20 protein-coding genes are annotated in these 25,847 nt (G+C 71.8%); 14 read left to right on the top strand and 6 right to left on the bottom strand.

The features are described from left to right. Positions 1 to 4: 4 nt before the first annotated feature. From ACTMTJ_RS03700 to ACTMTJ_RS03660, 9 genes are all read left to right on the top strand, one after another. A complete protein-coding gene (locus ACTMTJ_RS03700) occupies positions 5 to 1,534 on the top strand; it encodes an O-antigen ligase family protein (protein WP_441214612.1) in 1,530 nt (509 codons plus the stop codon). Beyond that, positions 1,527 to 2,549: a Gfo/Idh/MocA family protein gene (locus ACTMTJ_RS03695; protein ID WP_441214611.1), complete on the top strand. Its 1,023-nt coding sequence runs from the start codon at positions 1,527 to 1,529 to the stop codon at positions 2,547 to 2,549. The genes ACTMTJ_RS03700 and ACTMTJ_RS03695 overlap by 8 nt, the downstream gene beginning before the upstream one ends. After that, positions 2,539 to 3,180 carry an acyltransferase gene (locus ACTMTJ_RS03690; RefSeq protein WP_441214610.1) on the top strand — a complete coding sequence of 214 codons (642 nt, stop codon included), beginning with the start codon at positions 2,539 to 2,541 and terminating at the stop codon, positions 3,178 to 3,180. The genes ACTMTJ_RS03695 and ACTMTJ_RS03690 overlap by 11 nt, the downstream gene beginning before the upstream one ends. A 2-nt stretch (positions 3,181 to 3,182) precedes the next feature. Then, a complete protein-coding gene (locus ACTMTJ_RS03685) occupies positions 3,183 to 4,301 on the top strand; it encodes a DegT/DnrJ/EryC1/StrS family aminotransferase (RefSeq protein WP_441214609.1) in 1,119 nt (372 codons plus the stop codon). A 17-nt stretch (positions 4,302 to 4,318) separates the two neighbouring features. Beyond that, the gene (locus ACTMTJ_RS03680) at positions 4,319 to 5,290 is read left to right on the top strand and encodes a glycosyltransferase family 4 protein (protein ID WP_441214608.1); all 972 of its coding nucleotides are present in this window, start codon (positions 4,319 to 4,321) and stop codon (positions 5,288 to 5,290) included. Between the two features lie 68 nt (positions 5,291 to 5,358). After that, positions 5,359 to 6,036: an FKBP-type peptidyl-prolyl cis-trans isomerase gene (locus tag ACTMTJ_RS03675; RefSeq protein ID WP_441214607.1), complete on the top strand. Its 678-nt coding sequence runs from the start codon at positions 5,359 to 5,361 to the stop codon at positions 6,034 to 6,036. 8 nt (positions 6,037 to 6,044) lie between these two features. Next, entirely contained in the window at positions 6,045 to 7,073 is a 1,029-nt protein-coding gene (locus tag ACTMTJ_RS03670; protein WP_441214606.1) for an alpha/beta hydrolase-fold protein, read from the top strand. 965 nt (positions 7,074 to 8,038) lie between these two features. Next, positions 8,039 to 9,739 carry a cholesterol oxidase substrate-binding domain-containing protein gene (locus tag ACTMTJ_RS03665; RefSeq protein ID WP_441214605.1) on the top strand — a complete coding sequence of 567 codons (1,701 nt, stop codon included), beginning with the start codon at positions 8,039 to 8,041 and terminating at the stop codon, positions 9,737 to 9,739. A gap of 117 nt (positions 9,740 to 9,856) precedes the next feature. After that, positions 9,857 to 13,072 carry a hypothetical protein gene (locus tag ACTMTJ_RS03660; RefSeq protein ID WP_441214604.1) on the top strand — a complete coding sequence of 1,072 codons (3,216 nt, stop codon included), beginning with the start codon at positions 9,857 to 9,859 and terminating at the stop codon, positions 13,070 to 13,072. 127 nt (positions 13,073 to 13,199) lie between these two features. Here the strand turns inward: ACTMTJ_RS03660 and ACTMTJ_RS03655 are convergent, their stop codons facing one another. Genes ACTMTJ_RS03655 through ACTMTJ_RS03640 form a run of 4 tightly spaced genes read right to left on the bottom strand, consistent with a single transcriptional unit; the run spans position 13,200 to position 16,953 of the window. Then, the gene (locus ACTMTJ_RS03655; RefSeq protein ID WP_441214603.1) at positions 13,200 to 13,733 is read right to left on the bottom strand and encodes a hypothetical protein; all 534 of its coding nucleotides are present in this window, start codon (positions 13,731 to 13,733) and stop codon (positions 13,200 to 13,202) included. Between the two features lie 29 nt (positions 13,734 to 13,762). Beyond that, positions 13,763 to 14,158, bottom strand: a complete 396-nt coding sequence (locus ACTMTJ_RS03650) for a VOC family protein (RefSeq protein WP_441214602.1) — start codon at positions 14,156 to 14,158, stop codon at positions 13,763 to 13,765. A 5-nt stretch (positions 14,159 to 14,163) separates the two neighbouring features. Then, on the bottom strand, positions 14,164 to 14,988 hold the full coding sequence (locus ACTMTJ_RS03645; protein WP_441214601.1) for a TIGR03619 family F420-dependent LLM class oxidoreductase: 825 nt from the start codon (positions 14,986 to 14,988) through the stop codon (positions 14,164 to 14,166). A 12-nt stretch (positions 14,989 to 15,000) separates the two neighbouring features. Continuing rightward, a complete protein-coding gene (locus ACTMTJ_RS03640; protein WP_441214600.1) occupies positions 15,001 to 16,953 on the bottom strand; it encodes a GTP-binding protein in 1,953 nt (650 codons plus the stop codon). A 198-nt stretch (positions 16,954 to 17,151) separates the two neighbouring features. On the opposite strand from ACTMTJ_RS03640, the gene ACTMTJ_RS03635 reads away from it, so the two are divergent. The 3 genes from ACTMTJ_RS03635 to ACTMTJ_RS03625 all read left to right on the top strand — a co-directional run bounded on the left by ACTMTJ_RS03635 (position 17,152) and on the right by ACTMTJ_RS03625 (position 19,244). Further along, positions 17,152 to 17,832, top strand: coding sequence for a M50 family metallopeptidase (locus tag ACTMTJ_RS03635; RefSeq protein WP_441214948.1), 681 nt, complete (start codon positions 17,152 to 17,154; stop codon positions 17,830 to 17,832). Between the two features lie 107 nt (positions 17,833 to 17,939). Then, on the top strand, positions 17,940 to 18,344 hold the full coding sequence (locus ACTMTJ_RS03630; RefSeq protein ID WP_441214599.1) for a YunG family protein: 405 nt from the start codon (positions 17,940 to 17,942) through the stop codon (positions 18,342 to 18,344). Between the two features lie 36 nt (positions 18,345 to 18,380). Continuing rightward, a complete protein-coding gene (locus ACTMTJ_RS03625) occupies positions 18,381 to 19,244 on the top strand; it encodes an SDR family oxidoreductase (protein WP_441214598.1) in 864 nt (287 codons plus the stop codon). Between the two features lie 84 nt (positions 19,245 to 19,328). Here ACTMTJ_RS03625 and ACTMTJ_RS03620 read toward each other — a convergent pair whose 3' ends face one another. Beyond that, positions 19,329 to 21,956, bottom strand: coding sequence for a discoidin domain-containing protein (locus tag ACTMTJ_RS03620; protein WP_441214597.1), 2,628 nt, complete (start codon positions 21,954 to 21,956; stop codon positions 19,329 to 19,331). A 156-nt stretch (positions 21,957 to 22,112) separates the two neighbouring features. Beyond that, positions 22,113 to 23,333, bottom strand: coding sequence for an ROK family transcriptional regulator (locus tag ACTMTJ_RS03615; protein ID WP_441214596.1), 1,221 nt, complete (start codon positions 23,331 to 23,333; stop codon positions 22,113 to 22,115). 181 nt (positions 23,334 to 23,514) lie between these two features. On the opposite strand from ACTMTJ_RS03615, the gene ACTMTJ_RS03610 reads away from it, so the two are divergent. Together ACTMTJ_RS03610 and ACTMTJ_RS03605 are read left to right on the top strand one after the other, a co-directional pair. Continuing rightward, positions 23,515 to 24,798 carry an ABC transporter substrate-binding protein gene (locus ACTMTJ_RS03610; protein WP_441214595.1) on the top strand — a complete coding sequence of 428 codons (1,284 nt, stop codon included), beginning with the start codon at positions 23,515 to 23,517 and terminating at the stop codon, positions 24,796 to 24,798. 66 nt (positions 24,799 to 24,864) lie between these two features. After that, positions 24,865 to 25,839 (top strand): carbohydrate ABC transporter permease, encoded by a 975-nt coding sequence (locus ACTMTJ_RS03605; protein WP_441214594.1) that lies wholly within the window; start codon positions 24,865 to 24,867, stop codon positions 25,837 to 25,839. Positions 25,840 to 25,847 lie beyond the last annotated feature (8 nt).

The raw sequence follows: 25,847 nt of genomic DNA, 5'->3' as shown, positions 1-25,847 counted from the left end.
ACAGATGCTTTCTGCACAACCGCGGACGGAATCGCTCGCGGAGGACACAGCGCCCCGCACGGACCTGACGGGCCGCCTGAGCCGGTGGCTCGGTCTCGCCCTGGTGGTGCTGCTCGGCACCCTGCTGGTGTGGGTGCTCTTCGAGACCTGGATCCAGGTGCTGCTCTCCACCCCTGTGGAAGACGCCGAGGGCAACCTGCTCGCCGACGGCCCCGACTGGCCGAAGTCGGTGAAGAACGGGCTGTACTTCCTGCTGCTCGCCGTCACGCTCGTCAAGATCACAGTGGACCGGCGGTGGCGCGACTTCCTTACCCCGGCCGACATCGCGCTCGTCGTGCTCGGCGTGGTGCTCGTGCTCGCCGGCATCTTCGGCGACTCGCCGGTCAAGCTGATCGGCGAGGCCGGCTGGGTCTACCTGCGCGGCGTGATCGTCTTCTACGGGTGGCGGGCCGCCGACCCCAGTCGCAAGCACGTGCGCACCGTGCTCGTCGTCGTGGGCGCGGTCGTCGGCGTCAACGCGGCGATCGCGATCTGGCAGACGCTCGCCGGCCCGGCCACCTACCAGGACCTGGGCTGGATCAACATGACGTGGGCCCGGATCAACCGGGCGCACGCGCTGCTCGACCACCCCAACCACCTCGGCCACCTGCTCGCGCTCACGATGCTCGGCATCTTCGCGTACATGGCGTCGCGCGCGAAGACGCACTGGCGGTGGTGGGTCGCGTTCGTGCTGCTGGCGATCGCGCTGTCGGCGACCCAGTCGCGCGAGTCGACGCTCGGCTTCGTCGCGGGTGTCGCGGTGATCTGCTTCCTGCGCCGCGCCAAGTGGGCCGCCGCCTCGATCGCCGTCGTGATCGTGCTCGGCTTCGCCGGCGCCCAGCTCGCGGTCAGCCCGGAAAACCGGGCCGAGCTGGCCCGCCGCCTGGCCGGCGTGGCGAGCGCGTTCGACCTGCCCAGTGGGGCCGAGGGCGACGACGCCTGCGTCGAGACCCGCACCGACTGCGGCGACGACCGGGAGAAGATCCCCGAGCGCGAGGTGCGCGTCCTCTACGCCCAGCAGGGCGTCGAGCTGTGGCTCAAGCGGCCGCTGCTCGGCTACGGCGTGGGCCAGTTCGGCGGCATCGTGGCGTACGAGCACGACCCGCTCTGGTACCAGGACTCGCGCTTCGGCCCGGAGGGCTTCCGCCTCTACGGTTCCAACGAGAAGCAGGTCGACTCCTTCTGGCTGCACCTGCTCGTGGAGACCGGCGCGCTCGGCGCGCTCGCGTACCTGGCCTGGCTCTTCCTGCTCATCGCGCCGCTGGTGCGTGCGGTGTGGCGGCGCGGGGCCGCGGTGCACCCGTTCGCCTGGTGGGCGGCGGCCGCGATGACGTTCGCGGTCCTGGTCGCCTGCCTGGCGCCCTCGCTGGAGGATCCGCTGTTCCCGGCGCAGCTCTTCACCATCCTGGGCCTGGCCTGGGTCTGGTGGAAGCGCGGCACGCTAGTGTCTTCGGGATCAGCGGTTGAATCCGAGAGGACCGAAGAACGTGAGTGATGCCGTCGCACTGGTCGGCTTCGGCTACTGGGCCCCCAACCTCGCCCGCAACCTTCAGACCCACGCCGGCGACCGGTGGCGCTACCTGGTCGAGCTCTCGCCCGAGCGGCGCGCGAAGGCGGCGGGGCTGTACCCGAAGGTGACCGTCACCGACGACCTGTCCGCCGTGCTCGACGACCCCGCGGTGGGCATGGCCGTGGTCGCCACCCCGGCGGCGACGCACGTGTCGCTGACGCGGCGGCTGCTGGAGGCCGGCAAGCACGTCCTGGTCGAAAAGCCGCTCGCGCTCTCCAGCGCGGACGCGGTCGCGCTGGCCCGGCTCGCCGACCAGCGCGAGCGGGTGCTGATGGTCGGGCACACCTTCGAGTACGTGCCGGCGGTGCGGAAGATGAAGGAGCTCGTCGACGGCGACGACTTCGGCGACCTGCTCTACCTGCACTCGCAGCGGCTCAACCTCGGGCGGATCCAGAGCGACATCAACGCGTTCTGGTCGATCGGCCCGCACGACGTGTCGATCGCCAACTTCCTGGTCGGGCAGCGCCCCGAGTGGGCCGCGGCCGAGGGTGCCCGCTACCTCAACAAGACCGTCGAAGACGTGGCGTTCGTCACCGTCGGCTATCCGGGCGGCGTGCTCGCGCACATGCACGTGAGCTGGCTCGACCCGTCGAAGACCCGCCGCACCACCGTCGTGGGCAGCAAGCAGATGCTCGTGTACGACGACATGGACGCCGACGCCAAGCTGCGGGTCTACGACAAGGGCGCCGACAAGGTGTTCGAAGACGAGTACGGCGCCTGGCAGTACCGCCTGCGCGACGGCGTCGTGACCGTGCCCGAGCTGGAGAAGGCCGAGCCGCTCGGCGTGGAGCTGCGCCACTTCCTGGAGTGCGCCGACGCCGGCACCCGCCCGCGCACCGACGGGTGGAACGGCGTGGACGTCGTGGCCGTGCTCGAGGCGGTCGACGCCTCGCTGCGCGCCGGCGGCGCCCAGGTGAAGGTGGAGGCCGGTGACCGTTAGCCCGCTCGCCGTGGTGGCGGATGGCGTGGTGCTCGGCGAGGGCAGCACCGTCGAGGAGTTCTGCATCGTCGGCCGGTCCGGGCCCGCGTCGGAGAAGACGGTCTTCGGTGACGGCGCCACGCTGCGCAGCCACACCGTCGTCTACGCGGGCGTCACCGCCGGCGCGAAGTTCCAGACCGGCCACCACGTGCTGGTTCGCGAACACACCACCATCGGCGACGACGTCTCGGTCGGCTCGCTGTCCGTCGTGGAGCACACCGTCCAGATCGGACACCGGGTACGCGTGCACTCGCACTGCTTCGTGCCGGAGTTCTCCGTGCTGGAGGACGACGCGTGGCTGGGGCCGCGGGTGACGCTCACCAACGCGCCGTTCCCGCGCTGCCCCGACGTGTCCGCGTGCATGAAGGGTGTCCACATCGGACGCGCCGCGCGCATCGGCGCCAACGTCACGATCCTGCCCGGCGTACGCATCGGCGAGCGCGCCCTCGTCGGCGCCGGCGCCGTCGTCACCAAGGACGTCGCCCCGGGCGCCGTCGTGGTCGGCAACGCCGGCCGGCAAGTGAAGACCATCGACGACCTGCTCTGCCCCGCCGGGCTTGACCACCGTCCCTACGCATCGCTTTCGGAGTAACGATGACCACCGCAGTACCGCTCGTCGACGTCAAGGCCTCCTACCTGCGCCACAAGGAGGCGATCGACGCCGGCATGCGCGAGGTCGTGGAGAGCACGGCGTTCATCCAGGGCCCGCAGCTGAAGGCCTTCGAGGCGCAGTACGCGGCGTTCTGCGGCACGAAGCACGCGATCGGCGTCGGCTCCGGCACCGCCGCGCTGCACCTCGCGCTCGCCGCCGCGGGCGTCGGCCCCGGCGACGTGGTGGCGGTGCCCGCGCACACGTTCATCGCGAGCGCCGAGCCGATCACCTGGCTGGGCGCGACGCCGCGGTTCGTCGAGATCGACCCGCAGACCGGCGCGATGGACCCGGTCGCGCTCAAGGACGCCATCGACGGGGTACGCGCGGTGCTCCCCGTCGACATCCACGGCCGCCCGGCCGACCTGGAGCAGCTGACCGCGGTGTGCGCCTCGGCCGGCGTACCGCTGATCGAGGACGCGGCCCAGTCGCACGGCGCCGACGTGGTCAAGGCCGACGGCAGCGTGGTGCGGGCCGGCGGGTGGGGCATCGCCGCCTGCTTCTCGTTCTACCCGGGTAAAAACCTGGGCGCCTTCGGCGACGCGGGCGCCATCACCACCAACGACGACGACTTCGCCGCCGCCGTGCGCAAGCTCCGCGACCACGGGCGCACCACCAAGTACGAGCACGAGATCATCGGGTACGCGCACCGCATGGACACCCTCCAGGCGGCGGTCCTGTCGGCGAAGCTCACCACGCTCGACGCCGACAACGCGCGGCGCGTCGCGCTCATGGCGCGCTACGAGGCCGAGCTGGCCGGCGTCGGCGACCTGTGGTTCCCGCCCGCGACGCCGGACCGGCGCAGCGTCTTCCACCACGCGCTGCTGCGCACCTCGCACCGCGACTCGCTTCTGTCGTTCTTGAAGGAGCAGGGCGTGGGCGCCGGCGTGCACTACCCGGTGCCGCTGCACCTCCAGCCGGCCTACGCGTCGCTCGGCCACAAGCGCGGCGACCTGCCGCTGACCGAGGCGTGGGCCGACGAGTGCCTGTCGCTGCCGATCTACCCGGAGCTGACCGACGAGCAGCTCGCGCGCGTCGTCGCCGCGGTGAAGTCCTTCTTCTGAGATGCGCGTCGCCTGACATGCGGGTGTTAGCAGTCACGAACCTGTGGCCGGCGCCGGGCAGCTTCCGCGGCGTGTTCGTGGCCGAGCAGGTGGAGGGCCTTCGCAAGCTCGGCCACGACGTCGACGTGGAGGTCGTCGCGCAGTCCCGGGGCAAGGCCGACTACCTGCTGGCCGCCCCGCGGGTGCGCCGGCGCGCCGCGCGCGGCGGCTACGACCTGGTCCACGTCCACTATGGACTGACGGCGCTCTCGTCCCGCTTGGTCCGCGGCGTGCCGCGGGTGCTGTCGCTGTACGGCAGCGACGTCAACGAGCCGTGGCAGCGCCGGATCACCCGGCTCACCGCGGGCCGGCCGGCGGTGCGCGTGTACCCGTCCCGCCGCCTTGTCGAGGCGGCGGGTGACCCCGCCGGCGTGATCGTGCCCAACGGCATCGACTTCGATCTCTTCACCCCGCTCTCGCCGGAAGACCGCGCGGCGGCCCGCTCCCGGCTGGGCTTCAAGCCCGACGACCTGGTGGTACTTTTCGGCGCCGCGCCGGACAACGCGGTCAAGCGCTACGACATCTTCACGGCCGTGCTCGCCGGCCTCCGCGAGCGCGGGCTGCCCGTCCGCGAGCTGATCCTGCCCGGCCCCGGCCAGGTGCGCGCCGACGTGGTGCCCAAGTTCGCCGCCGCCGACCTGCTGCTGGTCACCTCCCGGAAGGGCACCGAGAGCGGCCCGCTGATCGTCAAGGAGGCCGCCGCGATGGGCCTGCCGGTCGTCAGCGCCGACGTCGGCGACGCCCGCGAGGTCCTGGCCGGCGTGACGCCCTCCGCGGTGGTGCCGTTTCCGCCGTCCGACGCCGAGCTCGTGTCCGCGCTGGTGGCGGCCGCCGCCGAGGTGCTGGAGTCCGGCGCGCGCAGCGACGGCCGCGCGACCATCGCCCGCTACGCCCAGGACGCGGTGGTCCGCACGCTGGTCGATGTCTACTCCGGGGTCCTCGGCCGCTGACCCCGCACGTGGGTGGGGCTCAGGTCGTGCCGGTAAGGTGTCGGAGTCTTGCCGATTGAGGAGGCGTGGTGGCGGAACAGAGGACGCCCAAGCAGGAGCGGCGCGCTGCCGCCAAGGCGGCTGCCGCACGGGCCGCGCAGGTGAAGAAGCGCAACCAGGCGTTCGCGGGCGCCGGTGTCGGCGTCGCCGTCGTCGCGATACTCGTCACGGTCTTCTTCGTCGCGCGCAGCGGCGGTGACGGCGAAGACGTCGGCTCGCCCGCGCTCACCACGACCGCCAGCCCCACTCCCACCGCCGTCGCCGAGCCGGAGGCACCGGCCACCACGGCGGCGCCGCCTCCGGCAGGTGAGGTCCCGCTTCCGGCCGGGGCCGACCCGGCGCTCAAGACCAAGCCGGTGGTCAAGGCGGGCAGCGGCACCGTGTCCAAGCTTGTCGTCACCCCGCTCATCAAGGGCAAGGGCGCGGCGGTCAAGTCCGGGCAGACCATCACCGTCAACTACGTCGGCGTCACCTACGCCAAGGGCGAGGAGTTCGACGCCTCGTGGAAGGCCGGGCAGCCGGCCAGCTTCCCGATCGGCGTCGGTCAGGTGATCCCCGGGTGGGACCAGGGTCTGGTCGGTGTGACGGTGGGCAGCCGCGTGCAGCTGGACATCCCGGCCGACCTCGCGTACGGCGACAACCCGCAGCAGGCCGGCGCGCCGGCCGGGCCGCTGCGCTTCGTCGTCGACGTGCTCGCGGCCCAGTAAACGCCACCATGCTGCCCTGGGAGGGTGAGCTCGCCGGTCGCCTCGACCGCGCGGTGATCGAGTCTGAGCTGCTGCGCGGCAACCCGCTCGGCGATCCCCACGAGCGTCCACTGTGGGTGTATACGCCGCCCGGCTACGACAGCGACACCACCACCCGCTACCCGGCGGTGTACGTGCTACAGGGGTACACCGGCCACGTCGCGATGTGGGCCAACCGCACGCCCTACCGGCAGCCGTTCATCGAGACGGCCGACGCGGTCTTCGCCTCCGGCGAGGCACCGCCGTGCGTCGTGGTCTACGTCGACGCGTGGACGGCGTACGGCGGCTCCCAGTTCGTCGACTCACCGGGCACCGGGCGCTACCACTCGTACCTCTGCGACGAGATCGTGCCCTGGGTCGACGCCCGCTACCGCACCATCGCCGACCGCGAGTCGCGCGCCGTGAGCGGCAAGTCCTCGGGCGGCTTCGGCGCCATGATCACGCCGATGCTGCGGCCCGACCTCTTCGGCGCGTTCGCCAGCCACGCCGGCGACAGCCTCTACGAGTACGTGTACCTCAACGACTTCGGCAAGGCCGTACGCGCGCTACGCGACTACGGCGGCGACATCCAGCGCTGGTGGGACGACTTCCGGTCGCGGACGGCCTTCACCAAGGAGGCCGACCAGACGCTGCTGATCGTGCTCGGCTGCTCCGCCTGCTACTCCGCCCGCGACGACGGCACCCCCGAGCTGCCGTTCGACCCGCACACGGGTCAGCTCCGCCCCGAGCTGTGGGAGCGGTGGCTGGCCTGGGACCCGGTGCGCATGATCGACCGGTACCCGGACGCGCTCCGCTCCCTCCGCGCCGCCTGGATCGACGCCGGCACCCGCGACGAGTGGTTCCTCGACCTCGGCGCCGAGGCGTTCCGCGCCGGCCTCGCCCGGATCGGCGTGCCCGACGAGAAGGTCCACTTCGAACACTTCGAAGGCAGCCACATGGCCATCGACCACCGATATCCGATGGCACTCGGGTGGCTGTCGAAGCGGCTGGCCCGCTGACCGCACCGGTCGGTGTCCGGCCATCCGCCGCCGAGCCCGCGGTGCAAGCCCACGGGCTAGACCTTGATCGGCGGCCAGCCCGGTTGCCGCGGGCCCGCCACCAGATCTTGGTATTTTTGTCGGCCCCTCGACTTTCGCGGCTGTTGGCCGGGCTTGGGGCTCGGCCAAGCAAGGCTCCGCGAGCCCCGGTGTCCACCGCGCTTCGATGATCGTTAGCCCTAGAACCGCGTTCTCGTCCGCGTGTCACACAGGTTCCGGGCTAACGATCACGACGCCTTCCGAATGCTGACCCGATCGTCCCGTCACGTGGGAGATGCGGGGCTGTGGCGGTCGCAGCGCATGATCGTTCGCCCGATAAGGGCGTAATCCTCGGCGTGTCACGCCCATTTCAGGCGAACGATCATGACGCCGCCCACATGCTGAGCCACATCCCCAACCAGTGGGAAGTAGGCCGGCGATCATGACCCACCTGGCCAGCCATCCCCAAAAGCCGCGGCCAGCGTGCGAAGCCCGAGGCCCCGCCGGAGGCGCCGAACTAACCGCGAGCAACAGCGGACGGGTGACCGGGTCCGGACCACGACGCACATCGCGGCAGCCCAAGCTCCGTCCTTCAGATCGGGCTCGTGACGAGCGGGCCAAACGAGGGAGCCTCGCCGACCAGCGGCCGAGGTCTCCACCGGGGGCGTGCGCCGCGGACCTGGCAGCGCAGGTCGGGGAATTCGGCTCGCTCCGCGAGCCGCCGACCTGCGCGGTCTCCGGCGGGAGCGGCGGTCCGCGGCTGACGCGGACCCGGGACATGATGGTCCTGAGGCCGCCGCCGCACAGGGCACGGCGTCGCCCGCGCCACGCGGAAACGGCAATGACACCTCGCCGCGGTTTGTTGGTCATCTGCCACACTGCGCCAACCGGTCGTTAGCGGGCGCTCGCCCAGCGGTGGGCGCCACCGCGTGCCCACACTGTCCACCATGGCCGAACTGACCCGCCGTGACCTGCTCCGCGCGTCGGCTGCCGCCGCCGGCGTCGCCTGGCTGCCCGCCGGTGTGCTCGGTGAGGACCCGCCGCCGGGCTTCCCGGCCGGCATCGACGTGCACCGGGAGGTCTACGAGAACTGGGCCGGCGAGATCCGCGTCGCCAGCCTGTGGACCTGTGTCCCGCGCACCGCCGCCGACGTGGTGACCGTCGTCAACTGGGCGCACGGCGCCGGCTGGAAGGTGCGGCCGCGTGGCTTCAAGCACGGGTGGGCGCCGCTGACGGTGACCGAGGAGACCGCTCCCGCGGACCCGGTGCTGCTCGTGGACACCACCCGCCACCTGACGGCGATGTCGGTCGTCGCCGGTCCGGTGCCCGGTTCGTCGGCCGTGCGGGTGCAGGCCGGCGCGTCCATGGACGACCTGCTCGCCTTCCTGGAGGGCAACGGCCTGGGCGTCACCAACACGCCCGCGCCGGGTGACCTGAGCGTGGGCGGCGTGCTTGCCATCAACGGCCACGGCACCTCGGTGGCGGCGACGGGCGAGACGCTGGCCCCCGGGCACACCTATGGCACGCTCAGCAACCTCGTCCTCTCGCTCACCGCCGTGGTCTGGGACCCATCAGCCGGCCGCTATGTGTTGAACACGTTCAACCGCGCCGATCCCCAGGGGCCGGCGCTTCTCACCCATGTGGGCAGAGCGTTCATCACCGAGGCGGTGCTGCGGGTGGGCGCCGACAGCAACCTCCGCTGCCTGTCGCATGTGGACGTACCGGCGCGCGAGCTCTTCGCCCCGCCCGGCTCGCCCGGCCGCACGTACGCCCGCTACGTCGACGAGGGCGGGCGGGTGGAGGCGATCTGGTTCACCAACACCACCCACCCGTGGGTCAAGGTGTGGAGCGTCAGCCCGCAGCGGCCGCTCACCTCCCGGCCGGTCGTCGCGCCGTACAACTACCCGTTCTCCGACAACGTGCCCGAGGCCGTCGCGGACCTGGCGGAGCGGCTGCTGGCGGGGGAGTGGGAGCTGACGCCGACGTTCGGGCAGCTCCAGTACACCGTCGCGGCCACCGGGCTCACCGCCACCGTCTCGACCGACCTGTGGGGCCGCTCGAAGAACCTGCTGCTGTACGTCAAGCCGACCACGCTGCGGGAGACCGCGAACGGGTACGCCGTGCACACCAGCCGCGCCTCGATCCAGCGGGTGGTGCACGAGTTCGCCGTGTACCACGAGCAGTCGGTCGCGGCGTACCAGGCGCGCGGGCTCTACCCGGTGACCGGGCAGGTGGAGATCCGGGTCGCCGGGGTGGACCGGCCCGCCGACAGCGGCGTACCCGGCGCGGCGCCACCGGCGCTGTCCGCCGCGCGGCCACGGGCCGACCACCCCGACTGGGACGTGGTGGTGTGGTTCGACGTGCTGACCTTCCCGACCGCGCCCGGCGCGCACGCCTTCTACCGGGACATGGAGCAGTTCTTCCTCGCGACCTACCAGGGCTACGCGGCGGTGCGGGCCGAGTGGTCGAAGGGCTGGGGCTACACGACGGACGCGGCCTGGGCGGACGTACCCTTCGTGACCGGCACGGTGCCCGACTCCTACCGCCAGGGCCCCGACCCCACGTGGGACGCCGCCGTCGATGTGTTGAACACGTTCGACCCGCACCGGGTGTTCACCAACCCGTTCCTCGACCGCCTGCTGGCTTGAACCAGGTGGTGGCTTGATCAGGCCGTAGGATGGCCGCGTGTCCTTGAGCGGGAGCCGCGAGGCCGCGAGCCTCGACCCCGACGGCGGACGAGCGCCGAGCGGCGGAGCGGGGTAGGCATGCTTCGGGGGTTGGCCGCGCGCCCGTGGATCGCCGGCGCGACCGCGCTCGTGCTGCTGGGCGTCGGCGCGGCCATCGCCTGGCAGGTCGACAAGGCGCTCGGGCTGAGCTTCACGCCGGCCGACGTGCCACCCGAGGACCTGAAGGCGGCACCGCCGCGCGAGATGGAGCCGGCGCCGCGGCTCGCCCGGGTCGAGGTGCCGGTGGACCGGCGGGTCGGGCTCGCCGCGGACGCGGTCGCCGGTGCCCTCGCGGAGCGCGGCGGCGCCAAGCCGATGGTGGTGAGCGGCCCGGTCACGGCCGGCGACGCCTCACCCGCGCCCGGTGGCGCCACCCCACCCGCGCCCGGAGCGGGCGGCGACGGCCCCGTGCTCCGGGTCGCCCTGACCGAGCCGCCGGCGCCAGAAGGCGACCAGCCGGGCACCGAGCCGCCGGCGCCAGAGGGCGACCAGCCGCCGGGCACCGAGCCGCCGGCGCCGGAAGGCGGCCCGCCGCCGGGCGCTGAGCCGCCGGGGGCGGAAGGTTCCGCGGTTGGCGGCCTCGCCGGCGAAGCGTTCCGGCTCCGCCGCGCCGGCGCCGACCTCGTCCTGGAGGCGGCCACCCCGGCGGGCGCCTCCGCCGGCCTCTACACGGTCGCCGACCGGATCCGGTCCGGCGCACCCGTCCTGCCACCCGCCGACGACGGCCGGATCGTCACGCCCCGCCTCGGCCTGCGCCTGGTCGACTCGGGCGCGGTCGGCGTCGACGCCGACCCGGCCGGCTGGGCGGGCAGCGACGACTACTCGCTCAACACCGACGTGGTCGGCCCCGCCGTCCTCAGTGGACCGCCCTATGTGGACAGAGTTGCGGTCGACCGCATCTCGGAGCAGTTTCGCGAGCTCGTCGACCACTCGCTCGCCCAGGGGTACAACGGCGTCGTCGTGCAGGGCTTCCTGGAGTACGTCACGTTCGACGGGATCGGCGTCTACCCTGACGGCGACCCGCACGTGGCGCGGGCCCGCGCGATGGTGGAGCACTTCGGCCCGGTCTGGCGCTACGCCGCCGACATGGGCATGAAGGTCTACTTCATGACCGACATGCTGGCCCTCTCCCCGCCGCTCCGCGAGCACCTGCGCGGCGCGCCCGGCGGCATGAACGCCGAGGACCCTCGCCTGTGGAGCGTCTACCAGGCCGGGCTGCGCGAGTTCTTCACCTCGCTGCCGTACGCGGCGGGCCTCATGGTGCGCATCGGCGAGGGCGGTGACATCTACAAGTTCCCGGGGTGGGACTACACCTCGGAGATCGCGGTGAAGACGCCCGCGGCCGTGCGCGCCATGCTCCGCGCGCTCCTGGCCGTCGCCGGCGAGGGGGAGCGGGACATCATCTTCCGCACCTGGAGCATCGGGGTCGGCGCGGTCGGCGAGATGCACATCGACGCGGAGTCGTACGACGAGGTGCTCGGCGGCATCGACGACCCGCACCTCATCGTGTCCACGAAGTACTGCCTCGGCGACTACTACAGCCACCTGCCGTTCAACCACACGCTGGAGATGGGCACGCAGCGGCGGATCGTGGAATTCCAGGCGCGGCGCGAGTTCGAGGTCTTCGGCGCGCTCCCCAACGACCTCGGCTCGTTGCACGGGGCCGCGCTGCGCCGGTTCCTGGCCGCCAACCCGAACGTCGAGGGCGTGTGGACGTGGACGCAAGGGGGTGGGCCGCTGCGCGCCGGGCCGCGCACGCTCTACCTGCGCGAGGGCTTCTGGCAGCTCTACGACCTCAACGTCTACTCCGCCGCCCGCCTCGCCTGGGATCCGGACGCCGACCCGGGGGAGGTGACGGCGGACTGGGCGCGGCAGACCTTCTCCGCGGATCCGTCCACTGTGGCGGCGATCGGCGAAGTGATGGCCATGTCGCGCCAGGCGGTGACGAAGGGGCTCTACATCGGACCGTACGCCAACCGCACGGTCAAGGCGCTCGGCGTGCACCCGCCGCCGATGATGTGGATCTTCGAGTGGGACATCGTCACCGGCGACAGCGCGGTGCTCGACAGCATCTACTCGGTCAGCCGCGACAACCTCGACGAGGCGATCCGCGAGGGCGGCGACGCGGTCGCGCTCGCCGGCCGCATGCGCGAGCGGATAGCCGCCACCGACCCGGCCACCTGGCGCGATCCCGCGCTCCGGCAGCGGTTCGTGGACACCCTCGACTTCCAGTTGAACTTGTTCGAAACCCTCGGCGCCTACCGCACGATGTTCCTGCGGTACGCCCAGTGGCTGGACACCGGCGACCCGGACGCGCGGGCGGCGTGGGAGGCGGCCCGCGCCAGCTACGTCGAGGCCCGCGACGCGCACGTCGCCCGCTACGGCGACGACGTCGACCTGCCCGCCTTCCGCTTCCCCGCGGCGGACATCGGCCTCGACCGCGCCGAGCGGGACGCCGCCATGGCGTGGCTGGCCCGGGCGTTGCTGGCGCTGCTCGTCGCGGCGGTGCTCGTGGGCGCGTTCTCCCGCCGCTCGTCCGCGCTGCGGGCGCTCTGGGTGGGCATGACGCGCCCGTGGCGGGTCGGTGACCTGCCGCCCCCACCGTCCACACTCGACCGCCTGCTGGTATGGGCGATCCCGGCGCTGGCGCTGGTGCTGAGCCGCGCGGCGTACAGCTGGTTCGCCTCCCCGGCCCACCTCACGCTGACCCTCGGCTCGTGGCTGCTCTTCGCGGTCGCGCTGCGCGTGCTGCTCGGCGGCGCCGACCCCTACGCGCTGTGGGCGGCGCTGGGCGGCGCGGCCGTCCTCCGCACGCTGATCCTGCTGGTGGGCACCGCGTCCCGCGGGCCGGGCCGCTACTGGTTCAACTTCTGGACCGACCCGCCGGCCCGGGGCGTGTACGTGACGGCGGCGTTCGCGGCGTTTCTGTGGGTGTTCGTCGCGGCCTACCACGCCCTGCGCGGCGGCTACGGCCTCGGCGCCCGCCACGCGACCGGCCGGGTGCTGGTGGCGGGCGGCGCGCCGGTGGCGGTCTTCGGCGGGGTGGCGGCGGGCATGGGCCTGGAGCGCGCGCTCACCGTCTGGAACGACCAGATGGCCCTGCTGCCGTGGGGCCTGTCCCGGATCCTCGGCATCACCGTCTTCCTGGACATCCCGCCGTGGCTCCCGAAGGCCGCGACGGCCGCGGGGGTAGGCCTGGTCGCGGCGGGCGCCCTCCTCACGCTGCGTCGCCGTTCCACTAGCCCAGCTTCCTAGGAAGCGCTACGGGTTGTGTGTCACCCCGCGTGCAAAGGCCCTGATTTTGCCCCCGTCCGCGCCAGCTGAAGACCGTATGCTCCCGCGGGCACCTGTGACAGGGCTGCCCTCTTGAAGGCGGGCGCGCCTACACGCAGGTGGCGCAGTTCGGGTCGGCCGGAGATGGTGGGATCTCGATGACCGGGAGAGCCGCCAGTTCCTGGAGCGTCGGCCTCGGCGGCGGGGGAGCGTCGGCGTCCGGGTACATGCCGGGGACGCAGGTGACCAGCCGGCCGGGCCCGGTGGCCAGGCAGAGGGCGAGCACCGACCCGAAGCGGGACGCCACGTCGCGGTCGACGGTCCCCTCGAACGCGGTCGCCTCGGCGGTGCCGTAGTGCCGCAGTCTTTCGAGGTAGACGTATCCGCGCGGACCGCCGCCCTCCGGGTCCTGGACGTAGTAGACGAAGCCGAACCGCTCGGCGCGGGCCGGCCGCTGACACGGGTCGATCCAGCCGGAGACCGTCGTGTCGGTGTCCGGTGTAGACGAGACGGTGAGCTGGGCGGTGGCACACGGCTGCGCGGTGAGCCACCGCACCACACTGTCGGCGGTCGCGGGGGCGGCGGAGGCGAGCAGCAGCGCCGCCGCGCCCGCCGCACCCAGGACGGCGCGTCGCATCATCACGGGCCGCAAGCTAGCAGCCCGACCTTTCACTAACCTTTCACCGGGCCCACCAGGTCCCACTTGTTGCCGGCCAGGTCCGCGAAGACGGCCACGCGGCCGTACGGCTCGTCGCGCGCCGGCGTGATCTCCGCGCTCGCCGCCACCAACCGGTTGTACACCGCGTCGAAGTCGTCCACCCGCAGGAAGAAGGCGACCCGCCCGGCCGCCTGCGCGCCCACCACCGCCTCCTGGCGCGGGCCGTCGGCGCGGGCCAGCAACAGCCCTGTCTCGGCGCCGGGCGGGCGGACCACCACCCACCGCTTCGGGCGGCCGTCGTTGGTCGTGGACGGTGTGTCCTCCACCAGCTCGAAGCCCAGAACGTCCACGAAGAACTCGACGGCGGGGGCGTAGTCGGGCACGACGAGCGTCACCAGTGACATGAACATCCGCGTCACTCCGGGTGGTACTCGGCGATCGCGCGCTCCCACTTTTCCAGCGCCTGCTCGACCCGCCACCGGGGGCCGGAGGGCAACCACTGGGCGACGCGGTGCACGCCGGCGTCGCGCAGGCGTTCGAAGACGGCGGGGTCGGCCGGCACGCTCATCAGCTGCACCTCGATCGGCCGTTCGGCCCGCGCGCGCAGCTCGGCGATCTTGTCGTAGACGCCGGGGAAGTAGTTGGGAAACCACGCGTCGCCGAACGCCAGCACCCGGTCGAGCACGGTGGGACCGGACCCACCGACGAGGACCGGCGGGTGGGGGCGCTGTGCGGGCTTCGGCCACGACCAGATGCGCTCGAAGTTGACGTACCGGCCGGAGTAGCTCGCCTCGTCGTTCGTCCAGATGGTCTTCATGGCCTCGACCCGCTCGCGCAGCACCCGCATGCGGACGCGGGGGTCGGTGCCGTGGTTGCTCATCTCGGTGCGGTTCCAGCCGGCGCCCACCCCGAACTCCAGCCGCCCGCCGGAAAGGTGGTCGACGCTGGCCACCTCCTTGGCGGTGACGATCGGGTCGCGCTCGATGACCAGGCAGATGCCGCTCGCCACCCGCAGCCGGCTGGTCGCCGCCGCGGCGGCCGTCAGCGCGACGAAAAGGTCGTACGTTTTCCAGTACTTCGACGGCAGCGGCTTGCCCGGCGCGCGGTCGGTCTCGGTGGCCGGGATGTGCGTGTGCTCCGCGAAGTAGAGCGCGTTCTGGCCGCGCTCCTCGACCATGCGGGCGACGTCACCGGGCTTCATGCCGTCGTAGGTGGGGAAGATGCCAACTCCGAATTCCATGACTCCGATCATTCACGGCACCCGGCGGAGCACCCGCAGCAGGTACTCCTTGCGGTCCAGCGGGTTGGCGTCCCACCGCGACCGCGACGGCACCGGGCCACGCACGGGCGCGTAGTGGTCGAACATGTTCTCCACAACGCCCTCGCCGCGGGTCAGGCCGGGCAGGCGCTGCTGAAGCTCGTGCACGCGCGCCGCGGGCACGAAGCCCTCCAGCACACCCACTGGTCCGCGCAGGTCGGGCTGACCGGGCACGCCGCCGAGCCGCACCAGCACCGGCAGCAGCGTGCCGAACGTGTCCGCCGGAAACTCCAGCCGGAACCGGTGCAGCGGCTCGTGCACCACCGTGCCCGCACGGGAGAGGGCGGTCATCAGCACCAGCGGCGTGAGGCCGCGGAAGTCGAAGCCGGTACTCGACATGCTCTTGTCGAAGGTGGCGTGCGCGTGGCTCTGCCGCGCCGCGTACCCGGAGTGGGTCATGGTCACGACGCAGTCGGTGACCCGCCAGCCGTGCAAGCCCTGCTCCAGGGTCTCGCGCACGGTGTCCTCGACCGCCTTCACGAACGCGTACGGCATCGACCCCAGCTCCACCTCCAGGCGGTAGCCGACGCCGGAGCCGGCGGGCGCCGGATCCACCCGGAACCCGACGGTGGCCAGGAACGGGTTGCCGTCCCGGCCCATGAACTCGACCGCCGCGCCGGTGCCGGCCGGACGCTCGACGCAGATCGTCGTGCTCTCCCGGAAGCTCGCCGCCACGCCGTACTCGCCGGCGAGCGTCGCCTGGATGACCTCCTTCTGCACCTCGCCGTAGAGCGACACCGAGATCTCCTGGCGGATCGCGTCCTGCCGCAGGTCGATGAGCGGGTCCTGCTCGGCGAGCTGGGTGAGGGCGGCGTGCAGCGCGCCCTTGTCGGCGGGGCGGGCCGGCTCGACGACCGTCTCCAGCGACGGCGGCGCGAAGTGGTGCGCCGCGGTCCCGTGCGGCCGGCCGATCGGGTCGCCGACGCGGACACCGCCCAGGCCCCACAGCTTGCCGATGCGGCCGGCCGGAACCTCGTCGGCGCGCACCGTGCCGCCGCGGTCGAAGACGCCGATCGCGGTCACCTTGCTGTCGTCGCGGAGGCGGTCGCGGGTGCGGACCGTGCCGGAGAACATCCGCACGTAGGCGACCTTCTCGCCGGCCCGGCCACGCTCCACTTTGAACACCGTGCCGGAGACCGGCCCGCGCGGGTCACCCGCCGCGGCCGGCAGCAGGTCCGCGATCCCTTTCATCAGCGCGGGTACGCCGGCGCCGGTGATCGCCGAGCCGAAGAAGATGGGGTACGCGAGGCAACGGCGGGTGGCGCGGGCCAGATCGGCGCGCAGCCGGCGGGGTGTGACCGTTCTCTCGTTGTCCACAAAGGCGGCGAGGAGCGCGTCGTCGTGCCGGGTGAGCGCGTCGACGAGCGCCGCGTCGTCCGGTACGAACGCCGCCTGCCGGGTGCCGAGCGATGTGACCGTTCCCATCGGTACCGCGGCGGTGGTCAGCTTGTCCGAGACGGCGGCGAGCAGGCCGGCGTAGCGCGCGCCGGAGCGGTCGATCTTGTTGACGAACAGCAGGGTGGGGATGCGCAGGCGGCGCAGCGTGCGCATCAGCACGCGAGTTTGCGCCTGCACCCCTTCGACGGCGGAGACGACGAGCACGGCGCCGTCGAGCACGCTCAGCACCCGCTCCACCTCGGCGATGAAGTCGGGGTGGCCGGGCGTGTCGATGAGGTTGACGGTCACATCGCCGATCGCGAACGACACCACGGCCGACTTGATCGTGATGCCGCGCCGCCGCTCGAGCTCCATCGAGTCGGTCTGCGTGCTACCCGCGTCGACGCTCCCGATCTCGTCGATCACGCCGGCGTCGTAGAGCAGCCGCTCGGTCAGGCTCGTCTTACCGGCGTCGACATGGGCCAGGATCCCCAGGTTCAACGTACTCACGCGTCATGTCCTCTACATAGGCGTCGATTCCCTTCTGGACGGACATGTACGCGGCACGCATCTCGGGTCTCCTCTCCAGGACGTCGGGTCGCTGACCACTCCATCAGGACCACCGGTGTGCGGACAACCGATTAAGCGCGGACCTGCCGTTTCGCCGATGGTGACCAAGCCCGGCCCGCCCTTACCGTGACGCCTGTGATGCCGCTCGCCGCCGCCGTGACCGACGCCGACCCCGCCCGTGTGGTCGTGCTGGCCGCGGTGATCGCCTGGGTCGGTGCGGTGCCGATGTTCGTGGTGACCAAGTACGCGGCGACGGTCGCCCACGAGGGCGGTCATGCGCTGCTCGGTCGCCTGCTGGCGCAGAAGGTGGTGAGCATCCGCCTGGAGCGCGGCGGCAACGCGGCCACCAGCTTCGGCGGCAAGCTCCCGTGGGCGATCGACGTGCCGGTCACGATGATGGGCCACCTCGGCCCGTCCGTGTTCGGGCTCGGCGCCGCCTGGCTGGCGGTGCGCGGCTACACCGCGGCGGTCTTCTGGGCCAGCCTCGCGTTCCTGGTGCTCATGCTCTTCGTGGTGCGCGGCCCGGTCGGATGGCTGGTGGTGCCCGCGCTGGTCGTGCTCGCGTTCCTCGCCGCCGTCTACACCGAGCCGCCCACCCAGGCGCTGCTCGCGCACGTGTGGGCCTGGTTCCTGCTGATCGCCGCGGTGGAGCAGAGCCTGGTGGTCATGCGCGGCGGCGCGTACGCCACCAAGGGCTCCGACCACGACGAGCTGCGCCGGCTCACGCTGCTCCCGCCGGTGCTGTGGGGACTGCTGTTGCTGACCGGCTCGGTCGCCGCCCTGGCCTACGGCGGCGCGATGCTCCTCCGCCTGGGGTGACGGCGCCGAGCTCTACCTCGAGGGGCGGAGGGCGTCGCGGAGCTGGTCCGTGCGATCCACTCGCGGCGCCGGCGCCTTTCGTCGTAGGCGCCTCGCATACTCGTGCGATGACTCCCTGGACCTTGGGCGACATCGAGGCGGCGCTGCGGGCCAGTTGGGCGGCCGACACCTGCTCACCGGACGACGTCGAGCGCGCCGGCTGGCAGCCCGGCAATCCCGCCTGGGGGCAGTGCGACATCACCGCGCTGTTGCTGCACGACCTGCTCGGCGGTGAGCTGATGCTGGGTGAGGTGTGGCGCGGCGCGGTGCAGGAGGGCTTCCACTGGTGGAACAGGTTGGCCAGCGGCGTCGAGATCGACGTGACCCGGTCGCAGTTCGTCGACGGGCAGCGGGTGGTGGCGGTGCGTGCGGTGAGCCGGCCGCCCGGGACGCCGCCGCGGCGGGCGGAGGAGTACCGGTTGCTCCGCGAGCGGGTGGCCGCGCACCTCGGCCCGCTCCCGCGGGAAGTGTGACAGCTCCTGACCTACTTGCCGCCTAGTGTCGGCGGCATGAGAGTTCTTGTGACCGGTGCCACCGGGTTTGTCGGGCGAAACGTGGTCAGGCGCCTCCTGGCCGAAGGGGTGGCCGTCCGGGCGCTCACCCGGCGCCCCGGCGGCGCGGGGCTGCCGGCCGGCGTCGAGGTCGTGCGCGGCGATCTCGAAGATCCGGCGAGCGTCGCGCCCGCGCTGGCCGATGTGGACGCCCTCTACCTCTTCCCGGTGGAGCGGACCGCGGCGGAGGTCGTGGCGATGGCCCGTGACGCCGGGGTGCGGCGGATCGTGGACCTGTCGGCGGCGTCTGTGACGGCCGGGCTGCACACCAACCCGGTCGAGTCGCACGTGGCGCGGTCCGGTCTACAGTGGACGCACCTGCGGCCGGGTGGCTTCATGGCCAACATGCTCCAGATGTGGGCGCCCACGGTGCGGGCCGAACGGGTGGTGCGTTACCCGTTCGCGGACGAGCCGATGCTGCTGGTCCACGAAGACGACATCGCCGCCGTCGCGGTCGAGGCGCTGCTGCGGGAGGGGCACCACGGTGCCGCGTACACGATCACCGGGCCCGCGGCGGTCACCGTCCGCGAGCAGGTGCGGGCGATTGGCGCCGCGCTCGGCGAGGAGGTCCGGTACGAGGAGGTGACGCGCGAGGAGGCGCGGGCGCTGATGCTGGCGCAGGGCGGGTTCGCGGCCGCGAGTGCCGACCTGATGCTCGGCTTCGTCGAGTACGGCGGCGACGCGCCGGAAAGCGACAGCGGCTACGCCGAGCAGGACTGGTCGGCGCTGTCCCGCCCGTGGCCGGATGTGGAAAAGGTGACCGGTCACCCGGCCCGCGCTTTCGCCGAGTGGGCCCGCGACCACGCGGACGACTTCCGGTAGCCCGGACCGTGGCCACGGGCCGCCCGTCGCGGAGGCGGTCCGTGGCCACGGTCTCTTGGTGGGAGGGCTGCGGTCTACGGGGGACTACGGGTAGTTGTTCAGCGTCTGCCGCTGGGTCGCCGTGTTGGCGGTACCCCCGGTGTTGTTGATGATGCGGTTGATCGTGCCGACGCCGCCGAGCGACACCGTCACCAGGTTGTGGAAGCGGACGCCGGGCGTGTCCGGCACCTCGAAGGAGCGCTCGGCGACCACCGCGGGGTTGACGTTGAAGTAGCAGTAGCTGCCCACGCCCCACGCCTCGTGGCTGGTGACGCCGTTGGCCACCTTGTACGCGGCGTACCCGCGCGTGCTCCCGTTCATCCACGCGGCCTGGTTCGGCGGGTCGTACGGCTTCTCGTTCTGGAAGAAGTACGTGCGGCCGCCGTTGCCGTTCCAGATGACCTCGTACTTCTGGTAGTGCTCGACGAACAGGCCGTACATGGTGACGTTGTCGCCGTTGACGGTGAGGCCGGTGTCGGCGGTGTTGACGTTCCAGCCGATGCCGTCGCCGTGGTCGCCGCGCCACAGCCACATGTGGTCGCCGATCACGTTGTCGCTGTTGACGGTCAGCGTGTTGGTCGCCTTGCCGGCGATCGCCCCGCCGATGCGGAAGAACACGTCGTGCAGCGAGGTCGGGTTGGCGGCGTGGCTCGCCGACGACCCGGCCGGGCCGACCTCCATCAGCACCGGCGAGTTGGTGGTGCCGGCCTCGAACATGATGCCGGCGACCTTCACGCCGTCGACGTCCGCGACCGACATGGCCGTCACGCCGTTGTTGGCCTGGAGGGTGGCGAGGCCGAGGCCGAGTACCACCGTGTCCGGCCGGGTGATCCGGATGGTCTGGTCGATCTGGTACACGCCCGGCGTGAACAGCAGATGCCGCCCGGCAGCGAGCGCGTTGTTGATGGTGGCCGCGGTGGTGCCGGGGCGGACCAGGTAGAACTGGCTCAGCGATATGGACGAGCCGGCCGGCGTCTTGCCGAACCACGTCGTGCCGGCCGAGTTTGCGCGCAGCGCGGGCACGAACACCCGGTACTCGCCGGTGCCGTCGACGTACAGGAACGGCTTCTCGCGGACCACCGGCGTCTGCCCGATCACCGTGTGCGGCGGGTTGGGGTAGTTGGCCGCGGGCGCGCCGGTGACGCCCTGGAACACCATGTTCCACACGCCGCCGTTCCAGCTGCCGAACTCGCTGTTGCGCGAGTACCACTGCTGCTGCGAGCCGGAGACCACCTGGCCGTCCACTTTGGTGTCGGCCATGAAGCCGCCGCTGGACCACCCGTCGCCGCCGTTCCACAGCTGGATCTGGTTGCCGGCGCCGCGCAGGTGCATGCGGCGGTACGGCGCGGCCTGGGACACCGCCCAGCGCTCCACGATGGTGCCGGCGGGCAGCGTGACGGAGAGGTTTTCGGCCGCGCGCCAGAAGTTCTGCGTGGCGTTGCCGCCCATCCAGAACGCCTCGGCCCGCACGTGGCCGTTGAGGTTGGTGTCGTCCGGCGACATGCCGAGCCCGGCGACCTGGGTGAAGAAGCCGAGGTTGACGTCGGCGGTGTAGTTGCCGGGCTTGAAAAGCACCGCGTACCGGTTGGGCGCGAACTGCGCCGTCTCCTGCTGGGTGAAGATGGTGTTCAGTCGACTTTGGATGGTGGAGGTGGGCGTGGACGGGTCGAAGACGAAGGTGTTCGGCCCGAGGTTGGGGTTGCGCGGGTCGGTCGGCTCCACCGGGTCACCGGTCGGCGGGCTGGTGGTCGGTGTGCCGCCGCCGACGCGTACCTGGAGCTCCCACAGCGAGTAGCCGAAGCCGGTCGCCCGCGCGGTGCCGTTCATGCGCACGTACCGGCCGGTGCCGCTCACGTCGAGCGTCTGCGTGCCGCCGGTGGAGGTGGTCGTGGAGTAGACGGTGGTCCAGCTCGTCCCGTTGGCCGAGGTCTGTATCTGGTACGCCGTCGCGTGCGCGGCCTCCCACTGGAGCACCACCTGGCAGATCGACTGGCTGGTGCCGAGGTCCACCTGGATCCACTGTGGATCGCTGAACGCGGAGGCCCAGCGGGTGCCGGTGTTGCCGTCCACCGCGGCCGAGGCGGGGTAGGCGGCGGCCTCGGTCGAGGATGCGGTGGCGGGGCGGCCGGCGGCGGCGTTGGCGGTGCCGCACACGTTGGGCTGGGCGCCGAACTCGCCGATCACCTCGAACTCCCACAGCGAGTACCCCCACGCCGTGGCCCGCGCGGTGCCGTTCATCCGCACGTACCGGCCGGAGCCGGTCACGTTGAGCGTCTGCGTGCCGCCGGTGGAGGTGGTGGTGGCGTAGACGTTGGTCCAGGTGGTGCCGTTGGTCGAGGTCTGTATCTGGTACGCCGACGCGTACGCGGCCTCCCAGCGGAGCACGACCTGGCTGATCGTGGCGGTGGTGCCCAGGTCGACCTGTATCCACTGTGGATCGGTGAACCCGGAGGCCCAGCGGGTGCCGGTGTTACCGTCGACGGCCGCGGTGGCCGGGTAGGCGGCGGACTCGGTGGAGGAGGCGGTGACCGGCTTGCCCTGCGAGATCAGCGTGGGCGCGGCGTTGGCGAACGGTATCGCGCCGAGCGGGAGCAGCGCGAGGACGGCCGCCGCGACGACGGCGATGACGAGTGGTCGACGTCTGATCCGGCGAAAGGGGGTACGCGAAATCATGACCCTGCCTGTCGTGGGTGGTGGGGCCCGGACGCCGAAACCGGGCAACGCTGAGAGCGCTCTCGCTCCCCGGCAGAGTGTTACGCCGGGGTCACGAGTGCGTCAAGACATAGATCCATCACAACGTAATAAATCCCGAATGCCGGAAGGCGCGGCTCAGGCGGGGACCGCCGTCGCGGCGCGCACGCCGCCGGCCGCGAGGAGCTGGGCCACCGGGAGGGTCGCCGCGCCCAGCGCCACCGCGTCGACGCCCAGCTGGCCCAACTCGATCCTGGCCTGCTCGAACGGCTTGCGCAGCGCCTGGGCCGCCGCCGCCGCGCGGATCTCCGGGAGCAGGCGCGAGCCCAGGGCCAGGCCGGCCCAGCCGCCGAGCACCACCCGCTCGGGGTTGAAGAGGTTGATCAGGTTGGCGACGCCGGCGCCCAGGTAGGCGGCCGTCTCGTCGAGCACCCGCCGCGCCGTCTCGGAGCGGTCGGCGGCCGCCAGCAGCGCGTTGATCTGGGACTCCTCGTCGGCGCCGGGCACCGCGCGACCTCGCCGCGCCTCCCGGTAGCGCTCGATGATGCCCTCCGCGCCGACGTAGGCCTCGAGGCAGCCGCGGGCGCCGCACCGGCAGGCCCGGCCGCCGTACACCAGCGTGGTGTGCCCCCACTCGCCGGCGCTGCTGGCCACCCCGCGATAGGTCGCGCCGTTGCTCACCACGGTGGCGCCGACACCCGAGCCGACCAGCGCGAACACCGCGTGGCGGGCACCCCGGCCGGCGCCGAACCACATCTCCGCCTGGCCCTGCGTCTTGGCGCCGTTGTCGATGTGGAGGGGCACGTCGACCTCGGCCCGGATCATGCGCTCCAGGGGCACGCCGTCCCAGCCGAGCGTCTGCGCGTACACGACGGCCTCGCGGTCCTGCACGACGACGCCGGAGACCCCGACGCCCACGCCGAGCAGGTCGGCGCGGGGGACACCGGCCTGGTCGGTGACCGCGGCGAGGCCGGCGACGATGTGGCGCACGACGGTGGCCGGGTCGGGCCGGGCCGCGTCGATCGGGTAGTCGGCGCTGGCCAGCAGCGCCATGGACAGGTCGAAGAGCTCGACCCGCACCCGCGTCTCACCGACGTCGACGCCGGCCACCAGCGCGAAGCGGGGCGCCACCCGCAGGCTCATGCTCGGACGGCCGCCGTCGGACTCCAGCGCGCCCGCGCCCACCACCAGGCCGGCCGCGATCAGGTCGGCCACGACGTTGCTCACCGCGGGCTGGCTCAGCCCGGTGCCGCGGGCGAGGTCCTGGCGGGTCAGCGGCCCCTCCAGGAAGAGCTTCGACAGCAGCGCCGCCCGGTTACGCAACCGGACCGTGCGGTTCGTCGTGCGTTCCAGCGCCATCCACCACCTCGATCAAACCCACCCGCCGGCAGATAACTGTAAGGCTCTCGTGCCCGCCGCCAGGCTCATGAGAGCGATCTCTTGACGGCGAACCGCAAAGTCACTTTAATGACGTCGTAATTTAAGCCCTGATGTAACTCCCACGCCAGAAGGGCAGATCGTGTCTCGACGACTGTTGGCTATGACTGCCGCGGCCCTGATGTTGGCCGCTTCGATTACCGCGTGTGGCGACGACTCGGACGGTGGTTCCGGCGGCGGCGCCAAGACACTGACCTACTGGGCCAGCAACCAGGGCTCCAGCCTCGACTTCGACAAGCAGACCCTCCAGCCCGAGCTGGACAAGTTCGAGCAGCAGACCGGCATCAAGGTGAACGTGGAGGTCGTGCCCTGGTCCGACCTGCTCAACCGGCTGCTGGCCGCGGCCACCTCGGGCAAGGGCCCGGACGTGGTCAACATCGGCAACACCTGGTCGGCCTCGCTCCAGGCGACCGGCGCGTTCGTCCCGTTCGACGACGCCACCATCGGTGCCGTCGGCGGCAAGGACCGCTTCGTGCCGGCCGCGCTGGCCGCCGCGGGGGCGCCCGGCCAGCCGCCGACCGCCGTGCCGCTCTACAGCCTCGCGTACGCCCTCTACTACAACAAGAAGATGTTCGCGGACGCGGGCATCACCGCCCCGCCGACCACCTGGGAAGAGCTCGTCACCACCGGCAAGAAGCTGACCAAGGGCAGCCAGTGGGGCCTGGCCGTCGAGGGCGCCAACATCTCGGAGAACTCGCACCACGCGTTCGCGTTCGGCCAGCAGTGGGGCGGCGAGTGGTTCGACGCGTCCGGCAAGCCCACCTTCGACACCCCGCAGAACGTGGCCGCCGTCAAGCGGTACATCGACCTGATGGCGGTCGACAAGATCGTCAACCCGAGCAACGCCGAGTACGCGCAGAACCAGTCGGTGTCCGACTTCGCCAACGGCAAGGCGGCGATGCTGCTGTGGCAGGCCGCCGGTTCCGCGTTCAAGGCGCAGGGCATGGCCGCCGACGCGTACGGCGTGGCGCCGGTGCCGTTCCCGGCCACGGCTCCGGCCGGTGGCAAAAAGGTCAACAGTATGGTGGCCGGCATCAACATCGCGGTGTTCAAGCACACCAAGGACAAGGACGCCGCGCTCCAGTTCGTGAAGTTCATGACCAGCGACGCCGAGCAGATCCAGCTCAACAAGACCTACGGCTCACTGCCGTCGGTGACGACGGTGGCCGGTGACGCGGCGTTCCAGGCCGAGGAGCAGAAGGTCCTCGCCCAGGTGCTCGCCACCAGCGCGGCCCCGCTGCCCCAGGTCGCGGAGGAGAGCAAGTTCGAGACCCTCGTGGGTACCGCGATGAAGGAGCTGTTCGCCGACGCGGCCAGCGGCAAGGCGGTCACCGAGCAGGCGGTCAAGGAGAAGCTCAGCAACGCCCAGCAGCAGATGGGCAGCTGAGCGACGAAGACGTGGCCGTGGAGGGGAACGCCGACCCCTCCACGGCCCATCCTTGAGAGGACCGCGATGGCGACCACCACGACGGCTCCGGCGACGGTCCGGCCGTCCGCCCCCGGGAAAGCCGGCCGCGGCAAGAAGACCCGGCTGCCCCGATCCAAGCTGCCGTACCTGCTGCTGCTCCCGGCCGTCCTGCTGGAGCTGCTCGTCCACGTCGTACCGATGGTGGTCGGCGTATGGATGAGCCTGCTGGAGCTGACCCAGTTTCAGATCCGCGACTGGTCGGCGGCGCCCTTCGTCGGCCTGGACAACTACAAGGCCACATTGGACGTCAACGGGCCGGTCGGCAAGGAGCTGCTGCACTCGTTCTGGGTGACCGTGCTCTACACGACCTTCTCGGTCGGCCTGTCCTGGATCTTCGGGCTCTTCGCCGGCGTGTTCCTCCAGCGGCCCTTCCCCGGTCGGGCGGTGCTGCGCACGCTCTTCCTCACCCCGTACGCGCTGCCGGTCTACGCGGCCGTCATCACCTGGACGTTCATCTTCCAGCGGGACACCGGCCTGCTCAACGAGCTGCTCACCTCGACCGGGCTCGCCGACGACCGGCCGTTCTGGCTGATCGGCGGCAACAGCTTCTGGGCGCTGCTGGTCGTGTCGGTGTGGCGGTCGTGGCCGTTCGCGTTCCTGTGCATCATGGCCGGCCTCCAGAACGTGCCGTCGGAGATGTACGAGGCGGCCGCGATCGACGGCGCCGGCTTCTGGCGCCGCCTCAAGGACGTGACGCTGCCGATGCTGCGGCCGGTCAACCAGGTGCTGGTCCTGGTGCTGTTCCTGTGGACGTTCAACGACTTCAACACGCCGTTCGTCCTCTTCGGAGGGTCCGCGCCGGAAGAGGCCGACCTCGTCTCCATCCACATCTACCGCAGCTCGTTCATCACCTGGAACTTCGGCCAGGGCTCCGCGATGTCGGTGGCGCTGCTGCTCTTCCTGCTGCTCGTGACGGCCGGGTACCTGCTGGTCACCAACCGGAGGAGGGACCCTGCATGAGGAGAAAC

Source organism: Phytohabitans sp. LJ34 (assembly GCF_052068095.1).
GTDB lineage: Bacteria > Actinomycetota > Actinomycetes > Mycobacteriales > Micromonosporaceae > Phytohabitans.
Note: the sequence above shows the minus strand (reverse complement) of the source record. Positions and strands in the feature narration are given on the sequence as shown.

Bases quoted from the DNA above. Each gene is read 5' to 3' on its own strand.
- ACTMTJ_RS03680 (WP_441214608.1), top strand. From the start codon at position 4,319: ATGCGGGTGTTAGCAGTCACGAACCTGTGGCCGGCGCCGGGCAGCTTC.
- ACTMTJ_RS03615 (WP_441214596.1), bottom strand. From the start codon at position 23,333: ATGGCGCTGGAACGCACGACGAACCGCACGGTCCGGTTGCGTAACCGG.
- ACTMTJ_RS03605 (WP_441214594.1), top strand. From the start codon at position 24,865: ATGGCGACCACCACGACGGCTCCGGCGACGGTCCGGCCGTCCGCCCCC.
- ACTMTJ_RS03670 (WP_441214606.1), top strand. From the start codon at position 6,045: ATGCTGCCCTGGGAGGGTGAGCTCGCCGGTCGCCTCGACCGCGCGGTG.
- ACTMTJ_RS03665 (WP_441214605.1), top strand. From the start codon at position 8,039: ATGGCCGAACTGACCCGCCGTGACCTGCTCCGCGCGTCGGCTGCCGCC.
- ACTMTJ_RS03660 (WP_441214604.1), top strand. From the start codon at position 9,857: ATGCTTCGGGGGTTGGCCGCGCGCCCGTGGATCGCCGGCGCGACCGCG.
- ACTMTJ_RS03650 (WP_441214602.1), bottom strand. From the start codon at position 14,158: ATGTTCATGTCACTGGTGACGCTCGTCGTGCCCGACTACGCCCCCGCC.
- ACTMTJ_RS03635 (WP_441214948.1), top strand. From the start codon at position 17,152: ATGCCGCTCGCCGCCGCCGTGACCGACGCCGACCCCGCCCGTGTGGTC.
- ACTMTJ_RS03685 (WP_441214609.1), top strand. From the start codon at position 3,183: ATGACCACCGCAGTACCGCTCGTCGACGTCAAGGCCTCCTACCTGCGC.
- ACTMTJ_RS03645 (WP_441214601.1), bottom strand. From the start codon at position 14,988: ATGGAATTCGGAGTTGGCATCTTCCCCACCTACGACGGCATGAAGCCC.
- ACTMTJ_RS03700 (WP_441214612.1), top strand. From the start codon at position 5: ATGCTTTCTGCACAACCGCGGACGGAATCGCTCGCGGAGGACACAGCG.
- ACTMTJ_RS03630 (WP_441214599.1), top strand. From the start codon at position 17,940: ATGACTCCCTGGACCTTGGGCGACATCGAGGCGGCGCTGCGGGCCAGT.
- ACTMTJ_RS03620 (WP_441214597.1), bottom strand. From the start codon at position 21,956: ATGATTTCGCGTACCCCCTTTCGCCGGATCAGACGTCGACCACTCGTC.
- ACTMTJ_RS03610 (WP_441214595.1), top strand. From the start codon at position 23,515: ATGACTGCCGCGGCCCTGATGTTGGCCGCTTCGATTACCGCGTGTGGC.
- ACTMTJ_RS03625 (WP_441214598.1), top strand. From the start codon at position 18,381: ATGAGAGTTCTTGTGACCGGTGCCACCGGGTTTGTCGGGCGAAACGTG.